Source organism: Rhizobium sp. PK7-22 (genome assembly GCF_056530405.1).
In genome coordinates this window covers 212,864-229,031 of the sequence record NZ_CP096514.1, presented here as the reverse complement: position 1 = coordinate 229,031, position 16,168 = coordinate 212,864, and the positions used below count along the sequence as shown (strand labels likewise).

14 protein-coding genes are annotated in these 16,168 nt (G+C 63.0%); 13 read left to right on the top strand and 1 reads right to left on the bottom strand.

All coding sequences use genetic code 11. The annotated features are described in order from the left end of the window. The first annotated feature begins 91 nt into the window (after nucleotides 1-91). The 11 genes from M1E10_RS05930 (at nucleotide 92) to M1E10_RS05880 (ending at nucleotide 12,115) form a co-directional block, all read left to right on the top strand. A complete protein-coding gene (locus M1E10_RS05930) occupies nucleotides 92-676 on the top strand; it encodes a TRAP transporter small permease (protein ID WP_499175464.1) in 585 nt (194 codons plus the stop codon). A 2-nt stretch (nucleotides 677-678) separates the two neighbouring features. Next, nucleotides 679-1,995 carry a TRAP transporter large permease gene (locus M1E10_RS05925; protein ID WP_499175463.1) on the top strand — a complete coding sequence of 439 codons (1,317 nt, stop codon included), beginning with the start codon at nucleotides 679-681 and terminating at the stop codon, nucleotides 1,993-1,995. Nucleotides 1,996-2,025: 30 nt separating this feature from the next. Beyond that, entirely contained in the window at nucleotides 2,026-3,006 is a 981-nt protein-coding gene (locus tag M1E10_RS05920) for a TRAP transporter substrate-binding protein (protein WP_499177096.1), read from the top strand. A gap of 53 nt (nucleotides 3,007-3,059) precedes the next feature. Then, the gene (locus M1E10_RS05915; protein WP_499175462.1) at nucleotides 3,060-3,584 is read left to right on the top strand and encodes a winged helix DNA-binding protein; all 525 of its coding nucleotides are present in this window, start codon (nucleotides 3,060-3,062) and stop codon (nucleotides 3,582-3,584) included. A 351-nt stretch (nucleotides 3,585-3,935) separates the two neighbouring features. Continuing rightward, entirely contained in the window at nucleotides 3,936-5,462 is a 1,527-nt protein-coding gene (locus M1E10_RS05910) for an ABC transporter substrate-binding protein (protein WP_499175461.1), read from the top strand. Between the two features lie 59 nt (nucleotides 5,463-5,521). Further along, nucleotides 5,522-6,850: a glycoside hydrolase family 1 protein gene (locus M1E10_RS05905; RefSeq protein WP_499175460.1), complete on the top strand. Its 1,329-nt coding sequence runs from the start codon at nucleotides 5,522-5,524 to the stop codon at nucleotides 6,848-6,850. A gap of 99 nt (nucleotides 6,851-6,949) precedes the next feature. Then, complete coding sequence (locus M1E10_RS05900; RefSeq protein WP_499175459.1) at nucleotides 6,950-8,476, top strand: ABC transporter substrate-binding protein; 1,527 nt, start codon at nucleotides 6,950-6,952, stop codon at nucleotides 8,474-8,476. Between the two features lie 86 nt (nucleotides 8,477-8,562). Further along, nucleotides 8,563-9,504, top strand: a complete 942-nt coding sequence (locus M1E10_RS05895; protein WP_499175458.1) for an ABC transporter permease — start codon at nucleotides 8,563-8,565, stop codon at nucleotides 9,502-9,504. Beyond that, nucleotides 9,504-10,376, top strand: a complete 873-nt coding sequence (locus tag M1E10_RS05890; protein WP_499175457.1) for an ABC transporter permease — start codon at nucleotides 9,504-9,506, stop codon at nucleotides 10,374-10,376. Before M1E10_RS05895 ends, M1E10_RS05890 begins: the two co-directional genes overlap by 1 nt. A 1-nt stretch (nucleotide 10,377) precedes the next feature. Then, a complete protein-coding gene (locus tag M1E10_RS05885; RefSeq protein ID WP_499175456.1) occupies nucleotides 10,378-11,586 on the top strand; it encodes an amidohydrolase/deacetylase family metallohydrolase in 1,209 nt (402 codons plus the stop codon). A gap of 61 nt (nucleotides 11,587-11,647) precedes the next feature. Further along, nucleotides 11,648-12,115, top strand: coding sequence for a RidA family protein (locus M1E10_RS05880; RefSeq protein ID WP_499177095.1), 468 nt, complete (start codon nucleotides 11,648-11,650; stop codon nucleotides 12,113-12,115). 9 nt (nucleotides 12,116-12,124) lie between these two features. Here the strand turns inward: M1E10_RS05880 and M1E10_RS05875 are convergent, their stop codons facing one another. Further along, on the bottom strand, nucleotides 12,125-12,976 hold the full coding sequence (locus M1E10_RS05875) for an IclR family transcriptional regulator (protein ID WP_499175455.1): 852 nt from the start codon (nucleotides 12,974-12,976) through the stop codon (nucleotides 12,125-12,127). An 81-nt stretch (nucleotides 12,977-13,057) separates the two neighbouring features. Here M1E10_RS05875 and M1E10_RS05870 point away from each other — a divergent pair, with 81 nt between their 5' ends. Further along, complete coding sequence (locus tag M1E10_RS05870) at nucleotides 13,058-14,254, top strand: aminotransferase class V-fold PLP-dependent enzyme (RefSeq protein ID WP_499175454.1); 1,197 nt, start codon at nucleotides 13,058-13,060, stop codon at nucleotides 14,252-14,254. Nucleotides 14,255-14,296: 42 nt separating this feature from the next. After that, nucleotides 14,297-16,129, top strand: a complete 1,833-nt coding sequence (locus M1E10_RS05865; protein WP_499175453.1) for an ABC transporter ATP-binding protein — start codon at nucleotides 14,297-14,299, stop codon at nucleotides 16,127-16,129. Nucleotides 16,130-16,168: the final 39 nt, after the last annotated feature.

The window sequence follows — 16,168 nt, the reverse complement described above, 5'->3', positions numbered from 1 at the left end:
GGGCAGAAGGGCCGCAAGTGCCCCGCTCGCAACGGCAACCGAGGGGAGCCGACGATGCATGAGAACCGTATGTTCTACGGGAGGATGACCTGTGTCCTCCATTGATCCGCGTCACAGTATCTTTCCCGAATGGCTGAGGAAGTCGCTCGACGGCCTCTATCTTGCTTCCGGCTATCTGGCGGGAGTGTTCCTGGTCGCCATCTTCCTGATCATGCTGGCGCTGTCGGCCGGCCGTCCGCTGGGGATCGACGTTCCCGCCGGCGACGACTTTGCCGCCTGGTGCATGGCAGCGACGGCCTTTCTGGCTCTCGCGCATACGTTCCGGTCCGCTGAGCTCATCCGCATGGGCCTTGTCATCGACCGCTTCACCGGATGGCGCAGGCGGCTGATCGAGATCGCCTGCACCGCGATCGGCGCGACGGCCGTTTCCTATTTCGCCTGGTATGCCATCGACATGACCTGGGTGTCCTGGAAGTTCAACGACGTCTCCATGGGGGTCATCGCCGTCCCCCTTTGGATCCCGCAATTGGGCATGTCCGTCGGGCTGTCGGTGCTCGCCATTTCATTCGTCGACGAACTCCTGCACGTCCTCTTCGGAGGGACCCCTCGCTACGAGAAGCCACCGGCGACCAGCACGGACGAGATCATCGAGCGCGTCATGGAAAGCGGGGTCTGACGATGGACAACGGATTGCTTATCGAAGTCTCCGGCATCATCCTTGGAACTCTGCTGCTCCTCCTGGTGGGGGGCGTCTGGATCGGGGTGGCGCTGCTCGTCTGCGGCTTCATCGCGATGCAGTTTGCGCCCGCAGGCATTCAGATCGGCGCAGCGCTCGCAACGAACGCCTGGAGCGGCACGGCGTCGTGGAGCCTGGCGGCCCTACCGCTGTTCGTCTGGATGGGGGAGATCCTCTACCGCACGCGGCTCTCCGACGAGATGTTCCGCGGCCTTGCACCCTGGTTGAACTGGCTGCCCGGTCGGCTCGTGCACGTCAACGTGCTGGGATGCGGCCTGTTCGGCGCCGTCTCCGGTTCCTCGGCCGCAACGACGGCCATGGTGGCAAAGATCACGCTGCCGGAGCTAAAGAAGCGCGGCTATGACGAGATGATCAGTCTCGGCTCGCTGGCCGGTGCGGGAACGCTGGGCTTTCTCGTGCCGCCGTCGATCACCATGATCGTCTATGCAGTGGCCGCCAATGTCTCGATCATCCAGATGTTCCTTGCCGGTCTCATTCCAGCGGTGATCGTCATGGTCCTCTATATCGCGGCCATCGTGGTCTGGGCCCTGAGAAATCCCGACAAGTGCCCGCCGCCTGAACCGAAGACGAGCCTGGCGAGCAAGCTGAAGGAGACCCTCAACCTCATTCCGCTCGCTCTCTTGATCGCGACGGTGTTTTCCGCCCTACTGATGGGCTGGGCGACCGCCACCGAATGCGCCGCCTGGGGGGTGCTGGGCTCGCTCGTCATCGCCGCCTGGCAGAAGGCGCTGACCTGGAAAAGCTTCAAGGAGAGCGTCATGGGGGCGACGCGCATGACAGCCATGATCATGCTCATCCTCACCGGTGCGGGCTATATGTCGATTGCCATGGGTTACACCGGCATACCGGCGGCCCTCGCCAGCTGGGTCGACGGCTTCGGTCTCAGCCCCTACGCCCTGATCGCCGTTCTGACGATCATGTACATCCTGCTGGGCTGCGCGATCGACGGCCTGTCGATGATCGTGCTGACCACCGTCGTCGTCCTTCCAATGATCCAGCAGGCCGGCTTCGACCTGATCTGGTTCGGCATCTTCCTGGTGCTGATGGTTGAAATGGCCCAGATCACGCCACCGGTGGGCTTCAATCTCTTCGTGCTGCAAACGATGAGCGGCCGAGACAGTCTGACGGTGGCTCGGGCGGCCTTGCCGTTTTTCTTCCTGCTCGTGGCGACTGCCGCCATCATCACGGTGTTCCCGGATATCGTGATGTTCCTGCCGCGAATGGCGTTTCCGGGTTAATCCAAGAAAAGGGGAATGCAAATGCAATCGCTGAAGACAAGCCTTATCCAAGCGGGGATCGCCTCCGCGGCCATTCTCGCCGCCGCCGGCTCGGCTCTCGCACAAACCGCCTGGGTCCTTCCGTCGGCCTATCCTCCGGCAAACTACCACGTGGAGAACCTCAACCAGTTCGCATCCGATGTGGATACGGCAACCAATGGCCAGCTGAAGATCACCGTTCATCCGAACGCCTCGCTCTTCAAGGCGCCGGAAATCAAGCGGGCGGTGCAGACGGGCCAGGCGCAGGCCGGCGAAGTGCTGATGTCGCTGCATGAGAATGAGAACCCGATCTTCGGCATCGACGTCATTCCGTTCCTGGCCACCAGCTTCGAGCAGTCGAAGAAGCTGTGGGAGGTTTCCAAGCCCGCAGTCGAGAAGGCGCTCGACGAGCAGGGGCTGAAGCTTCTCTACACCACGCCCTGGCCGCCGCAGGGCATCTACACGAAGAAGGACGTCAACAGCGTCGCCGATCTGGCCGGGCTCAAATGGCGCGCCTACAACGTCGGCACCTCGCGCATCGCCGAACTCGTCGGTGCCCAGCCCGTCACCGTGCAGGCCGCCGAACTGCCGCAGGCACTGGCCACCGGTGTGGTCGACGGCCTGATGACCTCCAGCGCCACGGGCGTGGATTCCAAGATCTGGGAATCGCTCACCCACTACTACGACACCCAGGCCTGGATCCCGAAGAACGTCATCTTCGTCAACAAGGAAGCTTTCGACGCGCTTGATCCGGCCGTGCAGACGGCGGTGACGGAAGCCGCATCCGCCGCCGAAGCCCGCGGCTGGAACCTCGCTGCCGAAAAGACCGCTGCCTACATGGAGACGCTGAAGTCGAACGGAATGCAGGTCGTGACGCCGAGCGAGGAACTGAAGACCGGTCTCAGCGAAGTCGGTGCCAAGCTGACGGAAGACTGGCTGGCCAAGGCCGGTGACGAAGGCAAGGCTATCGTCGACGCCTACAAAAAGATGTAATCCACCAAAGACGCCGCCAGCCCTGCTGGCGGCGTCTTTCGAGGAGGAGCGGCATGCCCATCAAGAAACAGGACCTCCTGGGTCCGATCGTCTCGTCCGGTCATCTGGCCACCGGTGCGCTTCCGGCGTTGTCGGAGATCGAGTTCGGGCTGATCATGCTCAATCACGCCTTCCACCGCTGGATGGTCCGTTGCATGTCGGCTGCAGGCGTCCCGGATTTGTCCGCCGTCGACATCCTCGTGCTGCACAACATCAACAGCCGCGACAAGCCCAAGACGCTCGCCGATATCTGCCTCGTGCTCAACATCGAGGACACGCATGTGGTCACCTATGCACTGAAGAAGCTGGAGCGACTCAAATTGATCAGGTCGGGACGGCGCGGCAAGGAAAAGCTGGTCATGGTCACCGACGCAGGGGCCGATGCCTGCGAACGCTACAAGGCGATGCGGGAAAGCCTGCTGGTGCGCTCGGTCCTTGCCACTGAAGTTTCTGCCGAAGCGCTCTCCGACATGGCGTCCCGCCTGCGGGCGTTGTCGGGGCACTACGATCATGCGGCGCGCGCCGCCGCCTCGCTTTAGTCAAGTCCAGGGATACGGGCGTGCCGCGCATCGAGGCACGCAACGGCCAACACAAGATCCTCTTGCTCTTGCCATTGCTGTCATCAGTGACGTCGGGTGGCGGCGCAACGGCAGCGGTTCCGATTGCCTTTCCCCACCGGCGTGGTCCGGGGCGCGACGTGGCGAACCGGGGTCACAGCTGTTGCCAATCTGCCTGCCACCTGCGCCGCTCCGTCCTACCCTCCTTCATCATTATCAACGCCCGCTGATACGCGCGACCGCTCTTCGTTCTGCTTGACAGTCTCCGGAAACTGTATTCTTCTATATTGGTTGATGTATCATAATAATGGAACAATTAACTGGGAGTATCCTATGCGAAAGAAGCTGGCATTCCTGATGGCCACGGCACTGATCGCTGCGCCCTCGTGGGCGATCGGTCAGGAAAAGGGCGGCGTGATCGATGTTGCGACGATCGGCGAGCCGCCGACGCTCGATCCGATGGCCTCCACGGCCGACCTCGTCGGCATCGTCACGCAGCACATCTTCGAAACGCTGTTCACCTTCGACGCCGAGTGGAAGGTCATTCCGCTTTTGGCCGAAACGATGCCCAGCATCTCCGACGACGGCAAGACCTATGACATCACGCTGCGCAAGGAGATCAAGTTCCACGACGGCAGCACGATGACCTCTGCCGATGCCGTTGCCTCCATCCAGCGCTGGATGTCGGTCGCATCCCGCGGCAAGCAGGCCGCACCCTACATCGCCACGGTCGAGGCGACCGGCGATACATCGCTGCGGATCACGCTGAAGACGCCATATGCGCCGCTGCTGTCGCTCCTTGCCTTCAACAACTCGGCCGCCATCATCCTGCCGAAGGGAAATCTGGCCGATCCCCTCACCGAGATAATCGGCACCGGGCCCTACATGCTGAAGGAGCGCAAGGCAGACCAGTATATCCAGCTTGTCCGCTTCGATGGCTACACGCCGCGCAGCGAAGAGGCGGACGGTTTCGGCGGCGCCCGCGAGGCGATCCTCGACGAGATCCGCTTCGTCCCGGTACCGGATTCCAACACCCGCCTGCAGGGCGCGATCTCCGGGCAGTTCGACTACACCGACTCCATCGCCCCGGAGAATTTCGACCAGCTGAAGGCTTCGACCGAATCGCAGCCCGTGGTGCTGAAGCCCTTCGGTGCGCCGGTCTTTGTCATGAACATGAAGGAGGGCATGATGACCAGCAAGGCGCTGCGTCATGCGGTGCAGGTGGCGCTCAATCCGGAAGACATGCTTCTTGCCGCCTTCGGCAATCCGGAATTCTTCGCGGTCGATGGCGCCCTCTATCCCGAGGGCTACGTCTGGCACACGAAAGAGGGTATCGAGCGCTATGGGTCCGGCGATCCGGAAGCCGCGGGCGAACTGATGCAGGAGGCCGGCTATGACGGCAAGCCCGTCCGTATCCTCACCAGCCGGCAGTATGAATTCCACTACAAGATGGCGCAGGTTGCCGCCGAATACCTGAAGGCCGCGGGCTTCCAGGTCGATCTCCAGGTGTTTGACTGGGCGACGCTGACGCAGCGCCGTGCCGATCCCGCGCAATGGGACATCTTCATCACCCACGGACCTTTCCCGGCCGATCCGGCGCTGAACGGCTGGATGTCCGACAGCTATCCCGGCTGGTGGGACAATGATGCCAAGCATGCGGCCGTCGAGCCCTTCCTGGCCGAGCCGGACCTGCAGAAGCGCATCGAACTGTTCAGCACGGTGCAGAAGACCTTCTACGAGGAGGCGCCGGTCTTCAAGGTCGGCGATTTCAACGCCCTCAGCGCGGAGGCGAAGACCTTGCACAACCTCAAGCCATCGCCGTGGCCGTACTTCTGGAATGTCTCGACCGACAAGAAGTAAACGCTCCCGTCGGCGCGCCATCGCGCGCCGACCCTTCCTTCAATTGTTGAGCCATTGCCATGACAAGAGCCTTCCCAAGCGACTTCCTCTGGGGCGTTGCCGCCTCCGCCTATCAGACCGAAGGCGCCGTCCATGCGGATGGTCGCGGTCAAAGTGTCTGGGATGTCTATGCCCATACGCCCGGCCGCACGACGAACGGCGACACCGCCGACGTCGCCTGCGATCATTACCACCGCTATCCGGAGGACATTGCGCTGATGAGCGGGCTGGGTGTGAAAGCCTATCGCCTCTCCACCGCCTGGCCGCGCATCTTTCCGGAGGGCGACGGGCAGGTGAACACCCGTGGACTGGATTTCTACGATCGGGTGATCGACCTTCTCCTGCACGAGGGCATCGAGCCGTGGATCTGCCTGCATCACTGGGACATGCCGGTGTCGGTGGAAGAGCGGGGCGGCTGGCGCAACCGCGACACGGCCCAGATGTTCGCCGATTACAGCGCCACCGTGATCCGGCATTTCGGCGACCGCGTGAAGCGCTTCGCGCCGATCAACGAGCCCAACGTGATTCCGTGGGTCGCCTACAATGTCGGCCGCCATGCACCGGGCAAGCAGGATTACCAGTCCAGCCTGAAAGCGATCCACAACCTCAACCGCGCCCATGGGCTGACGGTGAAGGCGGTGCGCGCCGAAGCCGGAGACGCCGAGGTCGGCAACATCGTCTCGCTCGGTCCCGTGCGTCCGCATTACGACGATGCCGCCCACGAGGAGGCGCGTGTTCTCGGTGACTGCCTCTGGCGCCGGGTGATGGTTGATCCGCTCTGGCTCGGGACCTATCCGGAGCCGTTGGCGGAGGCGATGGAGCCGCTGATCCAGCAGAACGACATGAAGGACATCAGCCAGAAGATGGATTTCTTCGGTCTCAATCACTACAATCCGGTATTCGTCGGCCCCAATCCAAATACCACGTTCGGGGTCGCCGAGACTGCACCTCCGACCGGGATGGGGCCGCTGACAGACGTCAACTGGGTTGTCGATCCGGATGCCTTTCTGGAGCAGATCCGGGACACCAGCGCCCGCTACGGCAATCCGACGATCTACATCACCGAAAACGGGGCTTCCTATCCCGATGCGCTGAACGGCGAGCGCCAGGTCATCGACAAGGACCGGATATCCTACTTCCACCTGTATCTCGACAAGCTGCTCGACGCGATCGACGAGGGCCATGACGTGCGCGGCTATTTCGCCTGGTCGCTGATGGACAATTTCGAGTGGGGGCGCGGCTTTTCCAAGCGGTTCGGGCTTGTCTATGTCGATTACCCGACACTGCAGCGGATCCCCAAGAGCTCCTACTACTGGTTGCGTGACGTCATTGCAGCGAATGCAGTGTGACATCGCAGAGGGTGGCGGATTGACACCGCCTTCATGTCAGTTATTCTACAGTTAAAAATCATAATACATAATTGTGGAACTCAAACGGGAGACTGAAATATGCGCATGAAACTGGCATTCCTCGTGACCACAGCCCTGATCGCGGCGCCCTCTTTCGTGACGGCGCAGGAAAAGGGCGGGGTCATCGACGTCGCAACGATCGGCGAGCCGCCGACGCTGGATCCGATGGCATCGACCGCCGACCTCGTCGGCATCGTCACACAGCACATGTTCGAGACGCTCTACACGTTCGACAAGAACTGGAACGTCACGCCGCTTCTGGCCGACAGCCTGCCCGAGATCACCGACGACGGAAAAACCTACACCATCAAGCTGCGGACCGGCATCACCTTTCATGACGGCAGCGAGATGACGTCCGAGGACGTGCTCGCTTCGCTGGGGCGGTGGACGAAGCTTGCCTCACGCGGGAAGCAGGCAGCAGGCTTCATCGCGTCAATGGAGGCTCCCGATGCCGACACCGTCGTCATCAAGCTGACGCAGCCCTACGCGCCTCTGACCTCGCTGCTGGCCTTCAACAACTCCGCAGCGATCGTCATTCCGTCGGAAAAGCAGGCGGAGCCGATGACGGAGTTCGTCGGCACCGGGCCCTACATGCTGAAGGAGCGCAAGGCCGACCAGTACATCCAGCTTGCCCGCTTCGACGGCTACATGTCGCGCGACGGTGAAAGCGACGGTTATGGCGGTGCGCGCCACCAGTATCTCGACGAGATCCGCTTCGTGCCGGTTCCCGATCCCAACACGCGGGTCGAGGCGGCTGTCTCCGGACAATATGCCTATGTGGACTCCATCCCGGTGGAATCCTTCGACAAGCTGAAGAGTTCATCGGCATCCGAGCCCGTGCTTCTCGAGCCCTTCGGCTATCCTGTCTTCGTCTTCAACACGAAGGAGGGTGTCTCGTCCAAGCTTGAGATCCGCAAGGCGATCACGCAGGCGCTCAACATGGAAGACATGCTGGCGGCGGCCTTCGGCAGCACGGACTTCTATTCGCTTGATGGCTCGTACTATCCCGAAAGCTATAGCTGGCACTCCGACGCTGGCGTCGAAAGCAACTACAATCTCGGCGATCCGGAAGGTGCTGCCGAGGCGGCCAAGGCTGCCGGCTACGACGGCGCTCCCATCCGCCTTCTCACCAGCCGCCAGTACGAGTTCCACTACAAGATGGCGCAGGTGGCCGCGGAATACCTGAAGCTCGCCGGCTTCACCGTCGACATGCAGGTGGTGGACTGGGCGACGCTGACACAGCGCCGCGCCGACCCGGCGCTGTGGGACGTCTACATCACCCACAGCCCGTTCCTGCCCGAGCCGGCGCTGATCGGCGCGCTTTCGGCGAGCTCGCCGGGCTGGTGGGATACGCCGGCGCGCAAGGCCGCCGTGGACCCCTTCACGTCCGAGGCGGATCCTGCCAAGCGCGTCGAGCTGTGGGGCAATGTCCAGAAGGTCATCTATGACGAGCTGCCGCTGATCAAGATCGGCGACTTCAATGCCGTGGCTGCGAAGTCGACCAAGCTTGAAGGCGTCGAACCGGCCCCATGGCCGTATTTCTGGAATGCTTCCATCGCGAAGTAAGACGAAGAACAACGAATGCCGGCGTCCCTGGCGCCGGCATTCGTTTTTCGAACCTGCTTTTCGTGGGGGACAAGGAAATTGGCTCAATGATCCGCTACATTCTTCAGCGTCTCGCCGGAATGATCGTCGTGATGTTCCTGGTGGTGACGATCGTCTTCGTCATCGTTCGTGTCACACCCGGCGATCCAGCAGCCGTCATGCTCGGCCCGGACGCAACGGCCCAGGACATCGCCGACCTGCGCAGCCGCCTCGGGCTCGATCGGACGCTGATCGTCCAGTACCTGTTCTATATCGGGCAGCTGCTGAAGGGCGACCTCGGCCAGTCGATCTTTCTCAACATTCCCGTCGGAACGGCGCTTCTGCAGCGCGCCGAGCCGACCTTCTTCCTCACGGTCTTCTCCCTGCTGATTGCCAGCGCCATCGCGCTTCCGATCGGCATCTATGCCGCCTATCGCAGAGGCTCCCTGATCGACCAGGCGGCCACGACGCTTGCCATGCTGGCGGCCAGCATTCCGAGCTTCTGGCTGGGGCTGATCCTGATGCAGTTCTTCGCGGTGCGGCTCAACCTCTTTCCGGTTTCCGGCTACGGCGGGCCCGGCTCCAGCTTCGGGGAGCGGATGTACCACCTGATGCTGCCGGCCGTCGCCCTGGGGCTCGTCTCCTCCGCGCTCATCCTGCGCTTCACGCGGGCGTCGATGCTGGACGTGCTGGGGGATGACTACATCCGCACGGCGCGCGCCAAGGGCATGGTGGAACGGAAGGTCGTGCTGAAGCATGCGCTCAAGAATGCACTGATCCCGATCCTCACCGTGCTGGGCCTCACGGCTGCCGTGCTGGTTTCGGGGGCGGTGGTGACCGAGACGGTCTTCGGCCTTCCGGGGATTGGAAACCTTGTCGTCTCCGCCGTCCTGCGGCGCGATTATCCGGTCATCCAGGGTGCGCTTCTCGTTATCGCGGCGCTCTACGTGCTGATCAATTTCGCGATCGACATGCTCTACCTGCTGGTCGATCCAAGGGTGCGCTACTGATGACTGACATCACCACATCCAAGCCGGCCTCAAGCGAAGGCATGAAGTTCTTCCGCCGTTTCCTGAAGCGCAAGACGGTTGCTGCCGGCGTGATCGTGCTGGCAATTTTTGTGCTGCTCGCCGTCCTGGCGCCGTGGATCGCGCCCTATTCCCCGTCGAAGCTATCGATCGTCAACCGGCTGAAGCCACCGAGCGAGGTCTACTGGTTCGGCACCGACGAGTTCGGCCGCGACGTGTTCTCGCGCACGATCTTCGCAGCTCGTCTTTCGCTGATGGTGGGGGCCGCCGTCGTCACCCTCTCTGCGCTGATCGGCGTGACCCTTGGACTGCTGGCCGGATTCTTCAAGCGTCTCGACACGCCGATCGCCCGGCTGATCGACGCGATGATGGCCTTCCCGGACATTCTGCTGGCGATCGCGCTCGTGGCCGCGCTCGGCCCGTCGCTGACGACGGTGATCATCGCGCTTGCCATCGTCTATGCGCCGCGGCTCGCCCGGATCGTGCGGGCCTCGACGCTGGTCATCCGCGAGTTGCCCTATGTCGAGGCGGCCCAGGCGCTCGGCATCTCGACCTTCCACATCATGACGCGGCACGTGCTGCGCAATCTCATATCCCCGATCCTGGTGCAGGGCACCTTCCTGTTTGCCAGCGCCATGCTGGCAGAGGCGGGCCTATCCTTCCTCGGTCTCGGGGTCAGTCCCGAGGTGCCGACCTGGGGCACGATGATTGCAGCCGGTCGCCAGTACATCGGCCAGGCGGACTGGATGACCCTCTTCCCCGGCATCGCCATCATTCTCGCAGTGCTTTCCCTGCAGATGGTCGGCGATGGCCTGCGGGACATGCTTGATCCTAAACTTCGAAGGGAACTGTGAAATGACATCCGGAGAACAGCACAAACCGCTTCTCCTCTCGAATGTGAAGCCGATGTCGTTCGGCGGCGCGACTTCGGGTACCGCGATCGACATCCTGGTCGGCTCCGACGGCAAGATCATCAGCACCGGCTCCGCTCTTCCCGCGCCGGACGACGCGATCCGGATCGACGGCAAGGGCGCCTTCATCTCGCCCGGCTGGGTCGACCTGCATGTCCACATCTGGCATGGCGGCACCGACATCTCGCTGCGTCCTTCCGAATGCGGCGCCGAGCGCGGCGTGACGACGCTCGTCGATGCGGGCTCTGCCGGTGAGGCCAATTTCCACGGTTTTCGCGAGTACATCATCGAGCCCTCCAAGGAGCGCATCAAGGCCTTCCTAAACTTAGGCTCGATCGGCCTGGTTGCCTGCAACCGGGTGGCGGAGCTGCGCGACATCCGCGACATCGACCTTGACCGCATCCTGGAATGCTACGCGGAGAACAGCGAGCACATCGTCGGCATCAAGGTGCGCGCCAGCCATGTGATCACCGGTTCCTGGGGTGTCACCCCGGTCAAGCTCGGCAAGAAGATCGCCAAGATCCTGAAGGTGCCGATGATGGTGCATGTCGGCGAGCCGCCGGCCCTCTATGACGAGGTTCTCGAGATCCTCGGGCCTGGTGACGTCGTCACCCACTGCTTCAACGGCAAGGCCGGATCGAGCATCATGGAGGACGAAGATCTCTTCAACCTCGCCGAACGATGCGCCGGCGAGGGCATCCGCCTCGACATCGGTCATGGCGGCGCGTCCTTCTCGTTCAAGGTTGCGGAAGCGGCGATCGCGCGCGGCCTGCTGCCTTTCTCGATCTCGACGGACCTGCACGGGCATTCGATGAACTTCCCGGTCTGGGATCTCGCGACCACCATGTCGAAGCTTCTCTCCGTCGGGATGCCGTTCGACAAGGTTGTCGATGCGGTGACGCATGCGCCTGCCTCCGTCATCAAGCTGTCGATGGAGAACCGGCTTGCGGCCGGCGAGCGGGCGGATTTCACCATCTTCGAGCTGGTCGATGCGGATCTGGAAGCCACCGATTCCAACGGCGACGTCTCGCGACTGACGAAGCTGTTCGAGCCCCGCTACGCCGTCATCGGAGCGGAGGCCATTCAGGCCAGCCGCTATATCCCGCGGGCCCGCAAGCTCGTCCGCCACAGCCACGGCTACGCCTGGCGCTAGCCGCCTGCCGTTCAATTCACGAGGAAATTTAGTGAAACAATCTTTTCTGGCCGCAGACCTCATGCAAGGCACGCCCTACGAGCGGCTTGCAGCGCTCGGCATCCAGCTTCCGCCGCCGCCGCCGCCGATCGCCAACTTCGTCACACATGTGCAGGAGGGCAATCTTCTCTACCTGTCCGGACAAGGGCCGCGCGAGGTCAATGGTCATCTGCATGCCGGCAAGGTGGGTGCCGAGGTCAGCGTCGTCGAGGCCTATGCGCATGCCCGCCTGACGGGCATCAACCTTCTGGCCGTCATGCACGAGGCGCTGGGAGATCTCGGTCGCGTGAAGCGGGTGGTGAAGTTGCTCGGCATGGTCAATGCCGTGCCGGACTTCGAAGACCATCCGAGCGTCATCAACGGCTGCTCCGATCTCCTCATCGAGGTGTTCGGCGAGGCCGGCCAGCATGCCCGCTCCGCCGTCGGCTTCGGCTCCCTGCCAGGCAATATCACCGTCGAGATCGAAGCCATCATCTCGCTGCAGGATTGAGAGGCAGGCTCAGTGGTTGCGCCATCCCATCAGCGTCTCGATCCGGTTTGCCGAAGCACGCACGTGCTCGGTGTAGCGGCTTTCGTCGGAAAGGACCTTCTGCTCGGGCAGCACGATGGAAATCGTCGCCGCGCAGTGGCCGTCCCGGTCGACGATGGGCGAGGCGATGCAGGCAACGGCATAGTCGGATTCGGCGACCTGGATGGACAGGCGATCCTGGAAGGCGCGGCCTGCCGCTTCAGACAGCGTGGCCGCATCGATCTCCGCACGGCCGGTCGGAGAGCTTCGGGCACAGCGTTTGAAAAGCTCCATCCTCTCCCGCTCCGGCAGATGGCCGGCGAGCAGGCGGCCGGAGGCGGTCCAGTTGAGCGGCACGCGCGTGCCCACACGGGAGGCGACCTGGAAATGGTTCGGACCATCGGCCATCGCGAGCACCAGCATGTGGTCGCCGTCGCGCCCGCACAGCTGCACGGTCTCGCCGGAGACGCGGCAGAGGTCGTGCATCTCGTGTGTCGCGACGCTGATGAAGTCCAGCGACCGGGCATAAGCAAGGCCGTAGTGGTAGAGCCTCGACCCAAGCCAGATGGAACCGTCGGCGCTGCGGGCCAGCATGTTCTTTTCGACCAGGTCGTCGATGATCACATAGACGGTCGAGAGCGGCGCCTTGACGGCCTTGGCGATGGCATAGGCGCCAGCCGGCGCTCCGGTCTCGTACAGGTGGTCGATGATCTGCAGCGCCCGGTCGATGCCGCTGACGCGCGAGCGGCGCTCTGCCGGCGCCACAGCGGTGTCGGGCTTTGCAGCAGCCTCCGCGGAGACGGTGCGGGATGAAGTCTTGGCGTCCAACTCGGGGCTCCCCATACGAACATGGGCACTTATTACATTACTGTGGCATAGTTGTCGATCACATTCGGCGAAGGCCCTTAGCATTGGAGATCAAGAATGTCTGACGATATCCGCACGTCCCTCGGCCTGCGCCCGGTGATCAATGTTTCCGGCACGATGACGAGCCTCGGCGCCTCGATCGTGGTGCCGGAGGCAATCGACGCCATGGCGAAGATCCTGCCGCAGTTCGTCGAGATCAACGACCTGCAGCGCAAGGCAAGCGCCGTCATTGCTCGGTTAACCGGTGGCGAGGCCGGTTTCGTGACCGCCTCCTGCTCGGCCGGCATCACTCTGGCCGTGGCCGGCGCAATCACCGGCAACAACCTGCTGGCGATCGAAAAACTGCCGGACGTGGCGCCGGAGAAGAACGAAGTCCTGGTGCAGATGGGCCATGTGGTGAGCTACGGCGCGCCTGTCGACCAGTCGATCCGGATGGGCGGCGGCAAGGTGGTGCTCGTCGGCCAGGCGACCTCCACCCACCGCTTCCACATGGAGCAGGCGATCACCGACAAGACGGCCGCTGCCGTCTATGTCGTGTCGCACCACGTGGTGGATTACGGCCTGCTCAATCTGAAGGAGTTCGTCGAGATCGCCCATGCGAAGGGCGTCCCGGTCATCGTCGATGCAGCGTCCGAATACGATCTGCGGATCTTCCTGGAACAGGGCGCCGACATCGTCCTCTATTCGGGTCACAAGTTCCTCGGCGGGCCAACGAGCGGCATCGTCGCCGGCGCCAAGGAACTGGTCCGTCATGCCTTCCTGCAGAACATGGGCGTCGGCCGCGGCATGAAGGTCGGCAAGGAAAGCATCTTCGGCGTCATGGCGGCGCTGGAGGCCTGGGAGACGCGCGATCATGAAGCGGTGCGGGAGCGGGAGACCGGATACCTTGATCTCTGGAAGCGTACCCTCGAGGGTCGCCCGGGCGTCACGGCGCTGATCGAACCCGACCCGACCAGCAATCCTCTCGACCGGATGCGGGTGATCGTCTCCCCGCAGGAGGCGCATATCACCGCCTGGGACATGGCGGCTGCTTTGCGCCAAGGTTCGCCGCCGATCATCGTGCGCGACCATGAGGTGGAGCACCACTACTTCTATCTCGACCCCTGCAACCTGCATCCGGGCCAGGAAACCGTCGTTGCCAGCCGCCTGGCCGAGGAATTCGACAAGGCGCGGGCCTCCAACGACATCATCGCCACGCCGATCGAGGATCTGAGCCGCCACCGCTTCGACGGCCTCCTGCGCTGGCCGGACTAGAAACGGAAGACGCACGGACAGAACGGAAAGAAGGATCGACCCATGGCTCTTGTCCAGACCCTGCCTCTCGCGGCCGACCAACCGGTGCTCTCGGTTGAGAACCTGACGACGTCATTTCTCGTCGACGGAGAATGGAAGGAGGTCGTCCGCGACGTCTCGTTTATGGTGGCACCCGGCGAGACGGTTGCCATTGTCGGCGAAAGCGGTTCGGGCAAGAGCGTCACCTCGCTCTCGGTCATGCGCTTGCTGCAGCCCGACACCAGCCGCATCACGGGACGGATCGCGCTTTCGGGGCGGGAGCTCCTAGCGCTGCCGGAGCACGAGATGCGCAAGGTGCGCGGCAACGAGATCGCAATGATCTTCCAGGAGCCGATGACGAGCCTCAATCCGCTGTTCACGATCGGCGACCAGATCTCCGAGGCGCTGTTGGCGCATTCGTCGATCTCGGCCGCGGACGCAAGGCTGGAGACGATTCGGCTCCTGGAAAAGGTCCGGATCCCGTCGGCCGCATCCCGCTTCGACGAGTATCCGCACCGGTTCTCCGGCGGTATGCGCCAGCGTGTGATGATCGCCATGGCGCTTGCCACGAAGCCGAAGCTCTTGATCGCCGATGAACCCACGACGGCGCTCGACGTAACGATCCAGGGGCAGATCCTCGACCTCATCAAGGTGTTACAGGAAGAGGAGGGAACGTCCGTCCTCTTCATCACCCATGACATGGGCGTCGTGGCGGAAGTCGCCGACCGGACCGTCGTGATGTATCGCGGGCAGCAGGTGGAGACGGGGTCGACGGCCGACATCTTCCATCGCGGCCAGCATCCCTACACCCGCGCGCTTCTGTCGGCGGTGCCGGTGCTCGGCTCGATGAGGGATCATCAGCGCCCCTTGCGCTTTCCGCTGGTCGATACGGAGACCGGGCTTTCGGATGTCCCGGTCGAGGTGCCGGACACGGTTTCGAAGAATCGGCCGGTGCTGGAGGTGAAGAACCTCACCAAGCGGTTCGACATCCACTCGGGCCTCTTCGGGCGGGTGAGCGGCCGGGTACATGCGGTGGAGGACGTTTCCTTCGACCTGCATGCGGGAGAGACACTGTCGCTGGTCGGCGAGTCCGGCTGCGGCAAGTCGACGACCGGGCGCGCCATCATGCGGCTTATCGAGCCCGATGGAGGCTCGGTGATCGCCGACGGCAAGGATGTTCTGGCGCTCGGCAAGAAAGACATGCGCGAGATGCGCAAGTCCGTGCAGATGATCTTCCAGGACCCGTTCGCCAGCCTCAACCCCCGGATGACCGTCGGTGCGGCGATCGCAGAGCCCTATATCGAGCACGGCATGGGCACGCGCAAACAGGCGCGAGAGGTTGTCGTCGACATGCTGCAGCGGGTGGGGCTTTCTGCCGACATGGTCTCCCGCTATCCGCATGAATTCTCCGGCGGGCAGCGGCAGCGGATCTGCATCGCCCGCGCGCTGGTGCTGGAGCCGAAGGTGATCATTGCAGACGAAAGCGTCTCGGCACTGGATGTTTCCGTGAAGGCGCAGGTCATCAACCTGATGCTCGACCTGCAGGTCAGCCTCAACCTGGCCTTTCTCTTCATCAGCCATGACATGGCGGTCGTCGAGCGGGTCAGCCACCGCGTCGCCGTCATGTATCTGGGCGAGATCGTCGAGATCGGTCCGCGTGCTTCCGTGTTCGGCAATCCACAGCATGCCTATACGAAGAAGCTGATTTCCGCCGTCCCGGTCCCCGACCCCAGCCGGCGTGCCACCAAGCGGGCGATGGCCGTCGAAGAGCTGATGAGCCCCATTCGGCCGGTGGATTACGAGGTCAGTCCCATCCGCTATCGCGAGGTTGGACCGAAACATTTCGTTGCGACCTAGCCGAATATCTCTGCAATGGTAGCCTAGGAGCCGAACATA